The sequence below is a fragment of the Catellatospora sp. NPDC049111 genome (assembly GCF_040648615.1).
GTDB classification, from domain to species: Bacteria; Actinomycetota; Actinomycetes; order Mycobacteriales; family Micromonosporaceae; genus Catellatospora; species Catellatospora aurea.
The window spans coordinates 1-16,387 of the sequence record NZ_JBEZEB010000003.1; the positions used below are offsets into that span (position 1 = coordinate 1).

General features: G+C 70.4%; 18 protein-coding genes. 9 read left to right on the plus strand and 9 right to left on the minus strand.

Annotation, left to right across the window (positions count from 1 at the left end; translation table 11 throughout):
• Together AB0B66_RS04805 and AB0B66_RS04810 are read left to right on the plus strand one after the other, a co-directional pair.
• A partial coding sequence (locus AB0B66_RS04805; protein WP_360522997.1) for an ABC transporter ATP-binding protein occupies positions 1-741 on the plus strand: 741 nt, incomplete at its 5' end.
• Positions 719-1,411, plus strand: a complete 693-nt coding sequence (locus AB0B66_RS04810) for an ABC transporter ATP-binding protein (RefSeq protein ID WP_360523000.1) — start codon at positions 719-721, stop codon at positions 1,409-1,411. The genes AB0B66_RS04805 and AB0B66_RS04810, both read left to right, overlap by 23 nt.
• Positions 1,412-1,510: 99 nt before the next feature.
• Here AB0B66_RS04810 and AB0B66_RS04815 read toward each other — a convergent pair whose 3' ends face one another.
• Together AB0B66_RS04815 and AB0B66_RS04820 are read right to left on the minus strand one after the other, a co-directional pair.
• The gene (locus AB0B66_RS04815; RefSeq protein ID WP_020522548.1) at positions 1,511-1,720 is read right to left on the minus strand and encodes a BldC family transcriptional regulator; all 210 of its coding nucleotides are present in this window, start codon (positions 1,718-1,720) and stop codon (positions 1,511-1,513) included.
• A 217-nt stretch (positions 1,721-1,937) separates the two neighbouring features.
• Positions 1,938-2,765 carry a hypothetical protein gene (locus AB0B66_RS04820; protein WP_360523003.1) on the minus strand — a complete coding sequence of 276 codons (828 nt, stop codon included), beginning with the start codon at positions 2,763-2,765 and terminating at the stop codon, positions 1,938-1,940.
• Positions 2,766-2,953: 188 nt separating this feature from the next.
• On the opposite strand from AB0B66_RS04820, the gene AB0B66_RS04825 reads away from it, so the two are divergent.
• Both AB0B66_RS04825 and AB0B66_RS04830 read left to right on the plus strand, forming a co-directional pair.
• A complete protein-coding gene (locus AB0B66_RS04825; protein WP_360524102.1) occupies positions 2,954-4,015 on the plus strand; it encodes a Glu/Leu/Phe/Val dehydrogenase in 1,062 nt (353 codons plus the stop codon).
• A 318-nt stretch (positions 4,016-4,333) separates the two neighbouring features.
• Positions 4,334-4,582, plus strand: a complete 249-nt coding sequence (locus AB0B66_RS04830; RefSeq protein WP_203697521.1) for a DUF3073 domain-containing protein — start codon at positions 4,334-4,336, stop codon at positions 4,580-4,582.
• A gap of 20 nt (positions 4,583-4,602) precedes the next feature.
• Here the strand turns inward: AB0B66_RS04830 and amcA are convergent, their stop codons facing one another.
• From amcA to AB0B66_RS04845, 3 genes are all read right to left on the minus strand, one after another.
• The gene (gene amcA / locus AB0B66_RS04835) at positions 4,603-4,788 is read right to left on the minus strand and encodes a multiple cyclophane-containing RiPP AmcA (RefSeq protein ID WP_360523007.1); all 186 of its coding nucleotides are present in this window, start codon (positions 4,786-4,788) and stop codon (positions 4,603-4,605) included.
• Positions 4,772-5,860: a cyclophane-forming radical SAM peptide maturase AmcB gene (gene amcB / locus AB0B66_RS04840; RefSeq protein ID WP_360524105.1), complete on the minus strand. Its 1,089-nt coding sequence runs from the start codon at positions 5,858-5,860 to the stop codon at positions 4,772-4,774. The genes amcA and amcB overlap by 17 nt, the downstream gene beginning before the upstream one ends.
• Positions 5,861-6,019: 159 nt before the next feature.
• Positions 6,020-7,999, minus strand: a complete 1,980-nt coding sequence (locus AB0B66_RS04845) for a hypothetical protein (protein ID WP_360523010.1) — start codon at positions 7,997-7,999, stop codon at positions 6,020-6,022.
• A gap of 202 nt (positions 8,000-8,201) precedes the next feature.
• Here AB0B66_RS04845 and AB0B66_RS04850 point away from each other — a divergent pair, with 202 nt between their 5' ends.
• The 3 genes from AB0B66_RS04850 (at position 8,202) to purM (ending at position 11,479) form a co-directional block, all read left to right on the plus strand.
• Positions 8,202-8,558 carry a sterol carrier family protein gene (locus tag AB0B66_RS04850; protein ID WP_360523013.1) on the plus strand — a complete coding sequence of 119 codons (357 nt, stop codon included), beginning with the start codon at positions 8,202-8,204 and terminating at the stop codon, positions 8,556-8,558.
• Positions 8,559-8,750: 192 nt separating this feature from the next.
• Complete coding sequence (gene purF / locus AB0B66_RS04855; RefSeq protein WP_360523016.1) at positions 8,751-10,271, plus strand: amidophosphoribosyltransferase; 1,521 nt, start codon at positions 8,751-8,753, stop codon at positions 10,269-10,271.
• Positions 10,272-10,336: 65 nt separating this feature from the next.
• Positions 10,337-11,479 (plus strand): phosphoribosylformylglycinamidine cyclo-ligase, encoded by a 1,143-nt coding sequence (gene purM / locus AB0B66_RS04860; RefSeq protein WP_360523019.1) that lies wholly within the window; start codon positions 10,337-10,339, stop codon positions 11,477-11,479.
• Positions 11,480-11,681: 202 nt separating this feature from the next.
• Here purM and AB0B66_RS04865 read toward each other — a convergent pair whose 3' ends face one another.
• Complete coding sequence (locus AB0B66_RS04865; protein ID WP_360523022.1) at positions 11,682-12,557, minus strand: transketolase; 876 nt, start codon at positions 12,555-12,557, stop codon at positions 11,682-11,684.
• 2 nt (positions 12,558-12,559) lie between these two features.
• A complete protein-coding gene (locus tag AB0B66_RS04870) occupies positions 12,560-13,237 on the minus strand; it encodes a transketolase (protein WP_360523025.1) in 678 nt (225 codons plus the stop codon).
• A 50-nt stretch (positions 13,238-13,287) separates the two neighbouring features.
• On the opposite strand from AB0B66_RS04870, the gene soxR reads away from it, so the two are divergent.
• The gene (gene soxR / locus AB0B66_RS04875) at positions 13,288-13,725 is read left to right on the plus strand and encodes a redox-sensitive transcriptional activator SoxR (protein ID WP_360523028.1); all 438 of its coding nucleotides are present in this window, start codon (positions 13,288-13,290) and stop codon (positions 13,723-13,725) included.
• Between the two features lie 79 nt (positions 13,726-13,804).
• Positions 13,805-14,461 (plus strand): transglycosylase domain-containing protein, encoded by a 657-nt coding sequence (locus AB0B66_RS04880; RefSeq protein ID WP_360523032.1) that lies wholly within the window; start codon positions 13,805-13,807, stop codon positions 14,459-14,461.
• 41 nt (positions 14,462-14,502) lie between these two features.
• Here the strand turns inward: AB0B66_RS04880 and AB0B66_RS04885 are convergent, their stop codons facing one another.
• Together AB0B66_RS04885 and AB0B66_RS04890 are read right to left on the minus strand one after the other, a co-directional pair.
• Complete coding sequence (locus AB0B66_RS04885; RefSeq protein ID WP_360523035.1) at positions 14,503-15,705, minus strand: hypothetical protein; 1,203 nt, start codon at positions 15,703-15,705, stop codon at positions 14,503-14,505.
• Positions 15,698-16,216 carry a sigma-70 family RNA polymerase sigma factor gene (locus AB0B66_RS04890; protein WP_360523037.1) on the minus strand — a complete coding sequence of 173 codons (519 nt, stop codon included), beginning with the start codon at positions 16,214-16,216 and terminating at the stop codon, positions 15,698-15,700. The genes AB0B66_RS04885 and AB0B66_RS04890 overlap by 8 nt, the downstream gene beginning before the upstream one ends.
• Between the last annotated feature and the right edge of the window lie 171 nt (positions 16,217-16,387).

Consider the following 16,387-nt stretch of genomic DNA (forward strand, 5'->3'; position numbering starts at 1 on the left):
GCGTCCGGGTCGGGCAAGTCGACGCTGCTCAACATCTTGTCGGGGCTGGACGTGCCGACCGCGGGCATCGCCCGGGTGGGCGAGTACGACCTGCTGACGATGAAGGCGGGGCGCAGGTTGTCGTATCGGCGGCACATGGTCGGGTTCGTGTGGCAGCAGACCGGCCGTAACCTGCTGCCGTACCTGACGGCGCTGGAGAACGTGGTCACGCCGATGCGGTTGGCGGGCACGCGTTCGGGGCGCAAGGCGCGGCAGCGGGCGGTGGAGCTGCTGGAGATGGTCGGGGTCGGCTACTGCGCCGACCGGCGCCCGGACCAGATGTCCGGCGGTGAGCAGCAGCGGTGCGCGGTGGCTTTGGCGGTGGCCAACGACCCGGAGGTGCTGTTCGCCGACGAGCCGACCGGTGAGCTGGACGAGTCGACCGCCGCGGACGTGTTCGGCGCGCTGCAGACGATCAACGCCGAGCTGGGGGTGACCGTGGTCGTGGTGACCCACGACCCGAACGTGGCCACGCAGGTCCGCCGGACGGTGGCGATCCGTGACGGGCGGTTGGCCTCGGAGGTGCGGCGCAGCTCGCGGGCCACCGCCGACGGTGGCACGGAGCTGGTCAGTGAGGAGTACGCGGTGCTGGACCGGGCGGGGCGGATGCAGTTGCCGCAGTCGTTCGTGCAGGAACTGGAGCTCAAGGACCGGGTGAAGTTGAACCTGGAGTCCGACCATGTGGAGGTGCGCCGTGGCTGAGGAACTGGTCAGGGTCGAGAACGTCAGCCGTGACTTCGGCCGGGCGGGCAAGGTCGTGCACGCGGTGCGTGACGTGTCGTTCACCGCGGGGCGAGGTGAGCTGGTCGCGGTGCGGGGGCGGTCGGGTGCGGGCAAGACGACGCTGCTCAACATCATCGGCGGGCTGGACCGGCCGACGTCGGGCAAGGTGTTCATCGCCGGGCAGGAGATCACCTCGGCGGCCGAGGCGCAGCTGGTCGCTTTGCGCCGGGATGTGATCGGGTTCGTGTTCCAGTCGTTCGGTCTGGTGCCGATCCTGTCCGCGGCGGAGAACGTCGGGGTGCCGCTGCGGCTGGCGAAGGTGCGCCCGGCCGAGCGGGACCAGCGGGTGTCGGTGCTGCTGGAGCTGGTCGGGGTCGGCGGGCACGCCAACCAGCGCCCGTACGAGCTGTCCGGTGGCCAGCAGCAGCGCGTGGCGGTGGCCCGCGCGCTGGCCAACGACCCGCAGCTGCTCATCGCCGACGAGCCGACCGGCCAGCTCGACTCCGAGACCGGCCGCCAGATCATGGACCTGCTCCGCGCCCTGGTCCACGCCCGGGGCATGACCGCGCTCGTCGCCACGCACGACGCGGCGCTCATGGAGATGGCCGACCGCGTCGTCACGCTCCGCGACGGAGCGCTCGTCCCCTGAACCGAAATGACCAAAGCTCCGTCCCGCTGCGGGGGCAGCGTGGCGGAGCTTTGGCCATGGGGGGTATGTAGGAGGACGTCAGTCCTCCGGTTATGCAGCTCAGTCGCCCTGACGCTGGTGCGGGATCTGACCCTGGAGCAGAGCACGCACCTCCGACTCACGGTAGCGACGGTGGCCGCCCAGCGTGCGAATCGCGCTGAGCTTGCCCGCCTTGGCCCACCGGGTCACCGTCTTCGGGTCGACGCGGAACATCGATGCGACCTCTGCCGGGGTGAGCAGGGGTTCTGGTTCGTGCGTACGCGACGCCATGCGGTCTCCTCCACAAGTACCTATAGACGTAGGCCGGGGTCCCGCCGGCCAACGCGCTACCCATAGTCCGGCTAGTCCCCGATGTCCGACATGGGCCGAACGGGTGAAGGTCCGTGGATGGACGGATGATGAATGAACGACATGTCTGCTTTTAGCGGATGAAGACAGTAATTTCATATCTTTCAATCACTGCAAGTGACCTGAAAACTACTCACCGTCAGTTGCTGCGCTCCATCAACTGGATCGCCCGCCACCGCTGCACGAGCTGCTCATACGCCGCCGTGGCGGCGTCGCCGTCCTCGCGCTCCAGCCCGGCCAGCCCTGTGGCGACCAGTTCGACCGAGTCGTCGTCACGCAGCGCGTCCTCGGACAGCAGCCCGGTCAGGCCGCCATAGTCCAGCTCGACGACCGAGCCCGGGTGGAACGACTCCAGCCAGCGGGCGGTCTCCCGCAGCGAGTCGGTGATGGGCACGTCGCCCAGGGTCCGACGCAGCACCCGCAGCCCCTTGTGCGCCCGCTGCCGGGCCTTGCCGATCTCGGTCCGGTAGCGCAGCACCCGCCGGGACGGCTCCAGCACCAGGTCCCGCTCCGCGGGGGAGACCAGCACGAACCAGCGCAGTGGCACGCCCCAGGTGGCCACCTGCTCGTGCATGCGGTCCTCGGCGCGGGTCTGCTCGACCACGGTCTGCGCCAGGTCCACCAGCACCGGCGGCACGAACGCGTCGGCCAGCACCTGCGGCACCCCGTCGCGCGCCTGCAGCGCCGCCTCGGCCACCCGCACCCGCAGGTTCCACGGGCAGACCAGGGTCACGTCGGTCTGACCGGTCAGCCCCTGCATGACGTACGCCTCATCGGGCAGGTCGGGCAGCCGCGACCAGCCCGCGCCGAGCGCTTCGAGCACGGTCGCCCGCTGCCGGCCGGGCCCGTCGGACAGCCCGACGGCGCGCCCCTCGTCCACGTAGCGGCGCCAGAAACGCTCACGTTCGGGCGCGAACGCGGTGAGCGGCTCGTAGACCCTCAGGTACGCGGCGAACTGTGACGGCACCTCGCGATCCTCCCACGATTAGGCTGTCAGCGGGAGCGTCGCTACCGCGGCGTGCCCCAACCCCTCGGCGGAGGGTGGGGAGTCGCTTGGCGAGCTGCTGGAGGGCAGCTCGACGGGACGAGCCACTTTCCGTCAGACCGAGCAGGATGGGCCTCACAAGGGCCATCGTCGTCACCTTGGAGCCAGCAGTGGGCGTATTCACCGACGGCAGTCACGAACAGGTCGTGTTCTGCCAGGACCGGGCCAGCGGCCTGAAAGCGATCATCGGCATCTACTCGACCGCGCTGGGGCCCGCCCTGGGCGGCACGCGCTTCTACCCGTACGCCTCGGAGGAGGAGGCCCTGCACGACGTGCTGGACCTGTCCCGGGGCATGGCGTACAAGAACGCCCTCGCCGGGCTCGACCTGGGCGGCGGCAAGGCGGTCATCTGGGGCGACCCGGACCAGATCAAGTCCGAGCAGCTGCTGCGCGCGTACGGCCGCTTCGTGCAGTCCCTCGGCGGGCGCTACTACACCGCCTGTGACGTCGGCACCTACGTGCAGGACATGGACGTCGTGGCCCGCGAGACGAAGTACGTCACCGGCCGCAGCGTCGAGTACGGCGGTGCCGGCGACTCGTCGATCCTCACCGCCTGGGGCGTCTTCCAGGGCATGCGCGCCGCGGCCGAGCACCGCTGGGGCACCCCGTCGCTGAAGGGCAAGCGGGTCGGCGTGGCCGGCCTGGGCAAGGTCGGCAAGTACCTGGTCGCGCACCTGATCGAGGACGGCGCGGAGGTGGTGGCCACCGACGTGAGCCCGAAGGCGCTGGAGTGGGCCAAGGCGACCTACCCGCAGGTGGGCCTGGTCGCCGACGCGACCGCGCTGATCACCAGTGACATCGACGTCTACGCGCCCTGCGCCCTGGGCGGCGCGCTCAACGACGACACCGTGCCCGCGCTGCGGGCGCAGATCGTCGCCGGCGCGGCCAACAACCAGCTCGCCCACTCGGGCATCGAGAAGCTCCTGGTCGACCGCGGCATCCTGTACGCGCCCGACTACCTGGTCAACTCGGGCGGTGTGATCCAGGTCGCCGACGAGATCGACGGCTTCAACTTCGACCGGGCCAAGCTGCGCGCCACCAAGATCTACGACACCACCAAGCGGATCCTGGAACTGGCCGACACCGAGGGCATCTCGCCGGCCAGTGCCGCCGACCGCCTCGCCGAGCAGCGCATGGCCGAGGTCGGCCGCCTGCGCACCATCCGGATCTAGCGCCACGCCGAACCTGGATCATTCGAGTCGCCTGGCAATCGTGCGTATCTTGAGCAGTCTTTCGCCCGATTGCCAGGCGACCTTCGCGATCAAGAACGGGTTGTTGCGCTGGTGAGGGAGCTGGGCCGTTATCACTGGGGAGCGATATACTCCTTACCAGTAATAAAACGGACAGGTTCCGATGTGCCGCCAGACACCCGGTAACCCGAGATGCCGAAGTGGCCTCCTCCCATGTACCGTATGACCCACGAGAGATGTCTGACGTCATCGGGGCCCGCCTTCGGGTAGCCCCGTCATTCATGTGCGAGGGGGTCGGCCATGGGGCGCGGCCGAGCTAAGGCCAAGCAGACTAAGGTGGCCCGGGAGTTGAAGTACCACTCCCCGAACACCGACCTCGCCGCCTTGCAGCGCGAGCTTGCCGGTAGCGAGCTCAGCAGCGGCAGCGGCAGTGCTGTTGTCGAGGACCAGCGAGACGACGACGAGCCGGATCCGTACGACCCGTACGGGAACTATGCCGTCGACGACGACGATGACGACGACGGTAAGGACTGGACCCCCCGCCGCTGACTTCCTGAACGGCCTCCGCCTCAGCGCGGCCGGTTGTTCCAGTTGAAGAAGGTCGGGATGTTCTCGAAGTGGTTCCAGGCGCAGACGGCGCTGCTGTCTGCGCCTGGCACTTCCGAGCGGGCCAGTCTCGCCAGGCGCGCCTCCTCCAGCAGGGGAGCCAGCTCGCCGCGCGCGTCGCGGATCCGGTCATCAAGGGCGTCGGACATGGTCGAGCACTCCCTCCAGTAGGTTGATCTTGCTGTTGCGGCAGTGCTCGGTCTGCGTGCCGTCGAACCGCCCGTGCTCGAAGTACCTGTTGGCGGCGTGCCCGCCGCCGCAGAAGCCGAAGTACGCACAGGTGTTGCGGCATGCCTCCACCCCGGTGAGGAACTCCGGCACCCAGCTCGTCCGCCGCGGCTCGGCCAGCAGCGACGACAGCGGCGTACGCAGCACGTTGCCGCTGCTGAAGTCGCCGTGCACCGGGTCGTGGAAACCCGCCAGCTCCGGCGAGAGCAGCACCACCGCGCCGTCGTGGCCGACGGTCGGGATCGGGTCCAGCGCAGCCGGCAGCAGGTCGCCCGACGTGCCGTCCAGCACCGCGCCCAGGTAGCGCAGACTCCACTCCAGCTCGCGGACGTGGATCCGCGGGTCGGCCCGCCACGCCGCGACCAGTTCGGCCCAGAACGCCCGCACCGACTCCGGATCATGGGAGTTGGGACGCTCGTTGACCCCCTCGCGTTCCTCGATGTTGACGCCCAGCGTGTCGCAGCCCAGCTCCAGGAAGTACTCGTAGAGCCGGGCCGCCACGCCCGGCCGCGGGTCGCCCACCACGCACAGCGCGGCGAAGGACTGCCCGTGCCGGCGCAGCGTGGCGATCCCCCGCGCGATCCGGTCGTACGCGGGCCGCCCCGCACGCGACACCCGGCTCGTATTGAGCTCCTCCGGCCCGTCCACGCTCACGCTCACCCGCACCCCGCGCGCGGCGAAGAACTCGCACCAGGCGTCGTCCAGCAGCGTCGCGTTGGTCTGCACGTGCTGCTCCACAGCCGGGTCGAACGGGGCCATCAGCGCCCCCAGATGGTCCCTGCCGGCCGCCAGGGGCTCACCCCCGTGCCACACCACCGAGAAGCGGTCCAGGGCCGCCCAGGCGTTCGCGTCGGCCGCCACGGCACGCGCCACCTCGACCGGCATCCGACGGTCCTGGGCGCGCAGGGGCAGGTAGCAGTAGACGCAGTCCAGGTTGCACAGGGTCGTGGGCTGCATCACCACGTATGCCGGCACCCGGGACACCCCGCGCATGCCGTTGACGGTGGCCACCTGACCATTCCAGCAAACCGCGCCGACTCCTGTCTCCCCTCTCCCACCTCGTGCACCCCGACACGCCGCGGAAGGGGCTCCGCACACGCGGACGCCCCCCGGAGATTCCGGGGGGCGTCCGTCGTTCACGATGGCCGGTGCTCAGTCGTCGAGCCAGTCGAGCCGGCGGTTGTCGCGGTTGCTGCGGCGGTCGTCGTTGTAACCGCCGCCCTGCTGGCCGTAGCCGCCCCCCTGGGCGCCATAGGGGTCCTGCTGCTGGCCGTAGCCGCCGCCCTGCTGGGCGCCGTACGGGTCCTGCTGCTGACCGTAGCCGCCGCCCTGGGCGCCGTACGGATCCTGCTGGCCGTAGCCGCCGCCCTGCTGCTGCTGGCCGTAGCCGCCCTGCTGAGCACCGTACGGGTCCTGCTGGCCGTAGCCGCCCTGCTGCTGCTGGCCATAGGAGTCCTGCTGGCCGTAGGCCTGCGCCTGGCCGTAGCCGCCCTGCTGGTCGTAGGAGCTGCCGCCGGACGTCGGGCCCGCGTAGTGCGTGGGCTCGTCGTACTGGCCCTGGTAACCACCCTGCTGCTGGCCGTAGCCGCCGGCCTGCTGGCCGTAGCCCTGCTGCTGGCCGTAGCCGCCGGCCTGCTGGCCGTAGCCCTGGTCGTAGTTGGGCTGGCCGCCGCTGTAGCCGGAGGTCGGGGTGGTCGAGCCGTAGGCGTCGTTGCCGCCGTAACCGGACGTCGGCGCGGGGCTGCCGTAGCCGCTCGTCGGGGCCGGGTTGCCATAGCCGGACGTCGGAGCCGGGTTGCCATAGCCGGACGTCGGAGCCGGGCTGCCGTAACCGGAGGTCGGGGCAGGGCTGCCGTAGCCGCTCGTCGGCGCGACCGGGGAGCCGCCGTAGCCGCCGCCGGCCGGGGCGTCGTAGCCGCCGTACTGCTGGGTCGGCTGGGCGGGCGAGCCGTAGCCTCCGCCGTACTGCTGGGTCGGCTGGGCCGGGGCGCCGTAGGGCTGCTGCGGGCCGCGCTGGGCGGGCACGCCGCCGTACTCGCCGGGGCGGTGCATCACGGTCGCGTCGGCACCGCCGGGGCGGGCCACCATGGTCGGGTCGGCCGGGCGGCCGTACGCGCCGCCACCGCCCCCGCCGCCGTAGACGCCGGCTCCGGCACCCGCGCGAGCGGGCTGGGCCGCGGGACGCACCGGGCGGCCGCGCACCGGCTCGTCGTCGTCATCGTCGTCGTCATCATCGTCATCGTCATCGTCGTTGCCGCGCTTCATCACGAGCAGCACGATCGCGCCGATGCCCAGGGCGACGAGCAGGCCACCCAGGATGATCATTACCCAGGTCATCGTGCCGAGACCCGAGTCCTCCTCGTTGTTGGAGGCCGTATCGGTCTCGACGGTCTCGCCGCCGTCACCCGACTCCTCGGGGACGACGCTCTCCTCGGCGGTCGGCGTCAACTCGGCGGTCGGCGAGGCGGTGGCGTTCACGTTGACCATGGAGAAGTTCACGTCGGTCTTCGACTGCCCGGCGTTCAGGTTCAGCGTGATGTTCTTCATCGCATACGGGTCCTTCTGGACCGTGAGCACGATGAGACCAGGCGCGATCGGGCTGGACGCGGTCGGCGTGAAGGTGAAGGTGCCCGCGGAACCCGTCGTCTTGCTGAAGTCCTTCTCGTCACCGTCGGACAGCTGGACGATCGCGCCACTGATCGGGTCACCGGTCTTCTGGTCACGCACGATGCCGGAGATCTTGCCGGTCGACGGCTTCTGCTCTTCCGCCTTCTCGGTGACGGTGATCTGCATGTTGGCCGCGGGGAGCTGGCCCACCTTCACCGATGCCGAAGAGGCGCCGATCGCCGCATTGGACGTGGCCCTGAGTTTCACCGTTCGCGGAACCGACTGGCCCTTCGCGACGCTGAATTGCGCGTTGCAGCCGGAGGTGCACGTGACGCCGCTCGGCAAATTCTCGATCTTGATGTCGACGTTGTTGAGGTCGACATCCTCAGCCGCGTTGCCGACCGACACCGTCACCGTGGCCGATTTCTCCGCGCCACCAGCCTCGACGGAGACGCCGTTGGCGGTGACCGATGTCGCCGCCGACGCGGGAGCGGAGACGCCGACGAGGGTGCCGAGTGACACCATCGCTACCACTCCGACGCGTGCCAACCAGGACCGTCGCTGGGTAGTCACGGCCACCGCCTTCCAAGCTCCTCGATATCCCACAGCGATCGGGGTGTGGGGGGGCTGCGGGAATACACCGACCGCAACTATGCCTTGCGAAGCAAGGATTGCGCGACCCAGGGCCGCCACAAAGTGAGCCGCAGTCATCTTGTATCGTCCGCTTATGTCCCCCTCGCCGGAAATCTCCCCAGCCGTCAGCAGCGCTCTGGACTGCCTGGCCAACGGCCGGACTCCGGAACGTTTGACGCTCCGCGATGCGGTTAGGGCATTGTTGGCACATCTTGCGGCCACGGCTCCTGGCCGTTCGGTGGAGGTTCGGGTTCCTCCTTATGGCGCGATTCAGTGTGTCGAGGGACCGAGGCACACGAGAGGAACGCCACCGAACCTCGTCGAGACCGATCCGGTCACTTTTCTTCAGCTCGCCGCGGGACGGGTGGATTGGGCGTCCGCGGTCGCCGATGGGCGGATTCGGGCCAGTGGCATTCGTTCCGACATCAGCGCTTTCTTCCCGATCGTGTAGCCATCCGGCCTGCGGTTCCGTTATTCAGTCACGTAGCACACAGCCCGGCCACCGGGGTGCCCACCCCGCCGGGTCACGTACACTGAGCTGCGGCGGCGATCGCCGCCGGACGCCGACACACACCACCGATGCCGGCTCACCGAGCAGGGCATCCAGCCAGCTACTGAAGCGACAAGCGCAAGGAGCAACAGGGTGCCCCGAGGCGACGGCCGGTTGAGCCACGAACTCGACCCCCACCGGCCAGGCCCGCAAGACGCATGTGGCGTCTTCGGTGTCTGGGCCCCTGGTGAAGAGGTTGCCAAACTCACCTACTTCGGCCTGTACGCGCTGCAGCACCGCGGCCAGGAGGCCGCCGGCATCGCGGTCAGCGACGGTTCCGGCGTGGTGGTCTACAAGGACGTCGGCCTGGTCGCCCAGGTCTTCGACGAGCCGACCCTGGCCAGCCTGCGTGGGCACCTCGCGATCGGGCACGCCCGCTACTCGACCACCGGCGACTCGACCTGGGAGAACTCCCAGCCCACGCTGCAGTCGACCAGCTCGGGCACCACGATCGCGCTGGCCCACAACGGCAACCTGGTGAACACCGCCGACCTGGCTCGCCGCGCCGCCGACCTCGGCATGGACAGCCGCGGTTCCACCAACGACACCAGCCTGGTGACGATGCTGCTGGCCGGGCACCCCGACCTGTCGGTCGAGGCCGCCGCGATGGAGGTGCTGCCGACCGTCGAGGGCGCGTTCAGCTTCGTCTTCATGGACGAGAACACCCTCTACGCGGCGCGCGACCACCACGGCGTGCGGCCGCTGGTGCTGGGCCGCCTGGAGCGCGGCTGGGTCGTCGCGAGCGAGCAGGCGGCGCTGGACATCGTCGGCGCCTCCGTGGTCCGCGAGGTCGAGCCCGGCGAGCTGATCGCCATCGACGAGTACGGGCTGCGCTCCTCGCGCTTCGCCGCCCCGGACCCCAAGGGCTGCCTGTTCGAGTACGTCTACCTGGCTCGCCCGGACGCGACCATCAACGGCCGCAACATGTACTCGACCCGGGTGGAGATCGGCCGCAAGCTGGCCGCCGAGCACCCGGTCGACGCCGACCTGGTCATCCCCGTGCCCGAGTCGGGCACCCCGGGCGCGATCGGCTACGCCGAGGCCTCCGGCATCCCCTACGGCCAGGGCCTGATGAAGAACGCCTACGTCGGGCGCACCTTCATCCAGCCCTCCCAGACCATCCGCGCGCTGGGCGTGCGTCTCAAGCTCAACCCGCTGCGCGACAACGTGCGGGGCAAGCGCCTGGTCGTGGTCGACGACTCCATCGTGCGCGGCACCACGCAGCGCGCCATCGTGCGCATGCTGCGCGAGGCCGGCGCGCTGGAGGTGCACGTGCGCATCTCCTCTCCGCCGGTGAAGTGGCCGTGTTTCTACGGCATCGACTTCGCCACCGGCGCCGAACTGCTGGCGAACGGCATGGACATGGAGGGCATCCGCCGCTCCATCGGTGCCGACTCGCTCGGCTACGTGTCGCTCGAAGGGCTCATCGCTGCGTCCGAGCAGCCGAAGAACCGCCTGTGCCGGGCCTGCTTCGACGGCGAATACCCGATCAAGCTGCCGGCCAGCAACCTGATCGGCAAGCACGTGCTCGAAGGGGTCGGCCGCCGGGTCGAGTCCGACGAGCTCAGCGGCGACCAGGCCGCAGCCCCGTCCACGGAGCTGAGCCGGTCTTAGTACCACTCGTCACGGCACCACCGACCCTTCCCTGAACGGTGCCGCGCACAAAGAGGAGAAATACCGTGACCCACGTGACCGAGCGCCCCGTGTCCGGGCAACCGGAGAACGGGAACCGTCAGCTGTGGACGGCGGAGGGCAGCACCAACCGCCGCCGCACCGTGACCTACGCCGACGCGGGCGTGTCCATCCACGCCGGTGACAAGGCCGTGGAGATGCTGAAGGACAAGGTCGCGCGTACGCACCGGCCCGAGGTCCTGGGCGGGCTCGGTGGTTTCTCCGGCCTGTTCAAGCTCGACACCTCGAAGTACAAGAGCCCGGTGCTGGCCTCGTCGACCGACGGCGTGGGCACCAAGCTGGCCATCGCGCAGCAGATGAACATCCACGACACGGTCGGCATCGACCTGGTCGCGATGGTCGTCGACGACCTCGTCGCGTGCGGCGCGGAGCCGCTGTTCCTGCTCGACTACATCGCCTGCGGCGAGGTCGTGCCGGACCGGATCGCCGAGATCGGCGCTGGCATCGCCGACGGCTGCCGGTACGCCGGGTGCGCGCTGCTGGGCGGCGAGACCGCCGAGCACCCCGGCCTGATGCGCCCGGACGAGTACGACCTCTCGGCCAACGGTGTCGGTGTCGTCGAGGAGGACATGATCCTCGGCGCCGAGCGGGTGCAGCCGGGTGACGTCGTCATCGCGATGCGCTCCTCCGGCCTGCACTCCAACGGCTACTCCCTGGTCCGCCACGTGCTGCTCGGCCAGGCCCGCCTGAAGCTCGACTCGGTCATCGAGGACCTGGGCGACCAGCGCACCCTCGGCGAGGAGCTGCTGACCCCCACCAAGATCTACGCCAAGGACTGCCTCAGCCTCATCGCCGAGTGCGACGTCCGCGCCTTCGCCCACGTCACCGGCGGCGGCATCCCCGGCAACCTGGTCCGTGTCCTCCCCAAGCACCTGGACGCGACGGTCAACCGCTCCACCTGGGCCCCCCAGCCCATCTTCGACCTGATCCAGCGCAAGGGCCGCATCGACCAGCACGACCTGGAGTCGACCTTCAACATGGGCGTCGGCATGTTCGCCGTCGTCTCCGCCGCCGACGCCGACCGCGCCATGGCCCTCCTCACGGGCCGCGGCGTCGAGTGCTGGCACGTCGGCGACATCATCGAGGGCACCGGCCAGGTCCACATGCTCGGCTCCCACACCCGCGGCTGACGCGCCACGGCACAGCCCTTCACCGAGATCGCGACGATGCGCGAGCCGGGGCGGTGCGCCCGAACGGGCACCCCGCCGGCTCACCCGGGTCGTCGCGATCTTGCTTTGGCCGCCGAGCGGCGATGATCGCTGGTTGTGGTCAGAATCTGCGCCGGGACCTCACGTTTCGCCCGCAAACAGCGATCATCGCCGAGCGAGTTGGTCAAGGAAGCCAGGTGGTGAGGGAAGCGCGCAGGCCGGCCGGGTCGAGGCCGTGGTGCCGGGCGTGGTCGGCGGGGGTGCCGTAGGCGTGCAGGTCGCGGCGGGTCACGCCGAGGCTGAGCAGGCGGTGGGGGCGGTCGGCGATGGCCGCGGAGACCACGTGGGTTGAGGTGCCGGCCAGGTAGGGCTCGATCAGGGCGACGTTGCCGGAATGAGCGAGGGCGCGTAGGCCGGTGGTGTCGAAGGGGCGGGGGGTGTGGGTGTACGCCACGGTGACGTCCAGGCCCCGGGTCGCCTCCAGGACGGGGGCGAGCATCGGGCCGACCGCTACGACCAGGGCCTTTGTGCCGTGGCGCACGGGGCGCAGCAGGTGCGCGTCGGCGTACGCGATGTCGTTGGTCTGGGTGGACAGGCGCAGGTAGACCGGATCGTCGTGGGCAGCGGCCGCGGTGAGCAGTGGGGAGACCTCGCCGGGGTGGCCGGGGACGTGCACGGTCCAGCCGGGCAGGGTGTCGATGAGCTGCACGTCCATCGGTGACATGTGGGTGTAGCCGGCGGAGGAGCCGTCGTAGGACGCGCCGACGCTGACCAGGATCGCGCCCGTGCCCTGGTGGGCCAGGTCGAGTTTGATCTGCTCGTAGGCGCGGTCGACCAGGAAGGTCGCGTAGCTGTGGGCGATGGGGCGCAGCCCGGTCAGGGCCAGGCCGCCCGCGACTCCGATCATGAGCTGTTCGCGGATGCCGACGTTGAGGATCCGGTCGGGGTGCTTGAGCGCCGCATCCTCGAAGGCCGACATCGAGATGTCGGCCAGCACCAGGGCGGTGCGGGGGTCCTCCTCGATCAGCGCGGTGGCGGTGTCGATGAACGCCTGCCTCATGATCAGCTCCCCTTCGTCTCGACGACCGCCACGACCACGTGCGGCGCGCCTTCCCTGGCCTGGCCCAACCCGGCGTCGACGGCATCGTGGTCGCGCCCGTCGACGGTGACCGCCGTCCACCCGTGCACCGCGAACCGGGACGCGATGCCGCCCGGCCAGCCGTGCGAGGCGCTCCGGTTGTCGATCACGATGGCGGTGAGCGTGTCGAGGCCGGTGGCGCCGGCGTACGCGATCGCCTCGTGGTTGCTGCCCTCGTCGAGTTCCGCGTCGCCGAGCAGGACATACACCCTCGGTTCCAGCCGGCCCTGGGCCCGCAGGCCCAGCGCGGTGCCCACGCCCAGGCCGAGGCCGTGCCCAAGCGAGCCGGAGCTGATCTCCACACCTGGCACGCGCAGCCGGTCCGGGTGGTGGCCGAGCGGGCTGTCCGCGCCGGCCAGATCATCGAGCCAGTCGTCCGGGAAGAAGCCCTTCGCGGCGAGCACCGCGTAGTACGCGGCCGGTCCGTGCCCCTTGGAGAGCAGGAACCGGTCCCGGTCGGGGTCGCCGAGCCGGCGCGGGTCCACCCGCAGCACCCGGTCGTAGAGCACCCAGAGCACGTCCAGGGTCGAGAACGCGCTCGGCGCGTGCTTCTCGTCCCCGGTCAACCGCCGCAGCAGCGGCTCGACATCCAGCACTGTCATGGGAGTAGCCTGCAAGTTCAAGTGCACTTGAACTCAAGTACGGGGGATCCGTGAAACCGGTGACGCTCACCATCGGCGAGCTGTCGGCCCGCAGCGGGGTGGCCCCGTCGGCGCTGCGCTTCTACGAGGAACGCGGGCTGATCCACTCCACCCGCACCAGCGGCAACCAGCGGCGGTACGAGCGCAGCGCGCTGCGCCGCGTCTCGTTCATCCGGATCGCGCAGCAGGTCGGGGTGTCCCTGGAACGGATCGGAGACGCGCTGAAGGAGCTGCCCGAGGGGCGTACGCCCACCAAGGCCGACTGGACCCGGCTTTCGGTACGCTGGCGCTCCGAACTCGACGACCGGATCGCGCTGATGGAACGGCTGCGCGACACGCTCGACGGGTGCATCGGCTGCGGTTGCCTTTCCCTGCAGTCCTGCCGGCTCTACAACCCGGGCGACGAACTCGCCGCACAGGGCTCTGGCCCGCGCAAACTGCTGGGCTGACCGCTGGCCGTGCTGCTCGCACTCGATCGGGCGTCGCTTCTGGACTGCGAATGTCCATCGATGCGTCTACCTTGTCGTAATGACCCTCGTCGAACTCCCGAAGTCCGCGGCAGGCGCCATGCCACCGTCGTCACAACGCGGGCTGCACCGGCTGATGATGGGAGCGGTGGCGTTGCTGCTCCTGCTGGGCGTCACCTTCGGGCTGACCGAGTACTACTACGCCAGTGTGCCCCTCCCGCGGGAGAAGCCGGGCTCCACCCAGGTGCGGGCGGAGAACCTGCGGCCTGGCGTCGCCGATGCGATCGTGGCGGCAGTGGACCCGGATTTCCACCGGCAGTCCGACGAGATCATGTGGCCGTCGGCCCACCTCACCAAGCGGTACGCGGTGGTCGCGATGGGGGTGCCGTGGGATGACCTGGACAGCTGGCGGGTGCGGGTCGGCGCGCACAAGCTGGAAGGCTGGTACACGAAGGCCCAGGTGTTCGACTTCTACCTCAACACCGCGCACTACGGCCAGGGCGCGATCGGGCTCGTCGACGCCTCGATGCTGTACTTCGGCAAGCACCCGCGCGACCTCACCGTCACCGAGGCGGCGCTGCTCGGGGTGCACCTCGACCCGGACCCGGGCGACGTGGCGGCTGCCTGGAACCGGGTGCTCGACACCATGGTCGAACACGGCTGGCTGAACGCCGGCGAGCGCACCGGCCTGCTGCTCCCGAAGACGATCGCACGCTGAGACGGCGGCCGCGGCCCCGTGACCGCAGCCGCCGCCCCGGGTCAGAGCGTGGCCGCCAGGCGGATGAGCTCCTGGTCACCGACCCGGACATAGATCCAGCTGTCCCCCAGGTCGCGCCGCAGCTCGCTGATCGTCATCCCGGCCGGAACCGTCAGGTGGAACGTGAAGAAGGCGTGGTCGTGGCCGCGGTCGGCCTGGCATCGCACCCACTGCTGCGTGCCCTCGGCGCAGGCCTGGCCCGTGACCCGTGGCGCGCTCGCCGCCTCGCCCACGATCGTGACCCCTGGCGCGTTCGCCACCGACAGCAGCACCGTCACCGGTGCCGGTGCCTGTGCCACCCGCTCGACCCGCACCTTCACCTCGACCCGGGTGCCGCCGCCGGCGGCGGGGCTGAGGTCCGGGGAGGACAGCACCACGTTCAGCGGCACCACGTCCGTGTCCGCCGTGAACGAGGGCGAGCCGCCCGACTGTGCGAACGCCGCGCCGTTCCAGCGGTACGAGCGCCACTGGTACAGCCCGATCGGCCCGCCTGACAGGTCGCTGTAGGTCGTCTCCAGGTTGCCCACCTCGACCTGGATCTCGCCGGACGAGTCTCCGGCCAGCTTCGTGATCCGCTCGACCGTCCTCGGAGTCTGCTGCGGTGGCAGCGCGAGCGGCGTCTCGACCTGCACGACCACCCCGAGCGTGGTGAACCCGTCGCCGTCGCGCCGGAAGGCGACCACCTGGCCCAGCGGGATCTCGCCGGGACGGCAGTAGATGAGGGCGACCTGCTCCGGCGTGCCGTCGGCGTTGAGGTCGGTCTGCACGGCGCTGTCGATCCAGACCTTCGCACCGGCCTTGCCGTCCCGGAACTGCTTCGGCCCGGTCGGGCAGTCCTTGCCGGAGACCTTCCGGGCGGGCAGGGCCAGCACCGCGTCCGCCAGCCCGTGCAGCGCGCCGCCGGTCGCGACCGGAAGCGGCGAAGGGCTGGTCGTGGGGCTGGGACTCGCCGTCGGCGAGGTGCCGGCGGTGTTCCCGGGGGTCGGCCCCGTCGGCCCCGGCCCACCCAGCGCGCTGATCGCGACACCGCCCACCAGCACCGCGACCAGCGCGCTCGCGGCGACGCCGACGGAGCGGACCCGCTTGCGGTGCCGGACCGTGGCGTACGCCGCCGCGGTGCCCGTCGGCCGGATCAGCGGATCGGTGTCGGCGCGGTAGGTGTCCACCGCGGACCACAGGACGTCGTCGTTTTCGTGCTCAGACATGGTCGTGCTCCTTCCGGGCCTCGGTGAGCTGGGCGGCGAGCGCGGTCCGGCCGCGGTGCAGCCAGGACTTGACGGTGCCCTCGGCGACGTCCTCCTGCTCGGCGATCTCCGCGATGGTGAGCTGGGCGATGTAGAACAGCACGCATGCCCGCCGCTGCGCGTCGGGCAGCGTGGCCAGGGCACAGGTGAGCGCCACCCGGTCCGGCCCCGGTGCGGGCACGTGCTCCTCGCGCTGGCGGCGCAGGAAGTTCAGCGCGGTACGTCGCCGGCGCCAGCCGCTGGTCGCGAGGTTCCAGGCGACCCGGCGCACCCACGCGGGCGGGTCGCTGTACTGGGCGATCGTGTCCCACCGGGCCAGCGCCCGGACAAACGCCTCCTGCACCAGGTCCTGCGCCTCGGCCAGATTCCCCAGGTAGGCGTTGAGCTGCAGGGTGAGGCTGTGGAAATGCGCGGCGTAGCACTCCTCGAAATCGGCCCGGCGGCCCGGTCCGTCGTCGCGGTAAGGGGCCATCGTCCCCGTTCTCCCCTCCGTGGCGGGCCCCGTCGGCCCGTCGCGACATCACGCCGCATACGCCCTGAAGGTTGCGAAGATCTTTCCGCGCCGGGGCCCTCGACGCACCATGATCGTTCGACTTGCCCGGCACCTGGGCGAATGGGGGTTCAAGATACGCACGACTGCCAG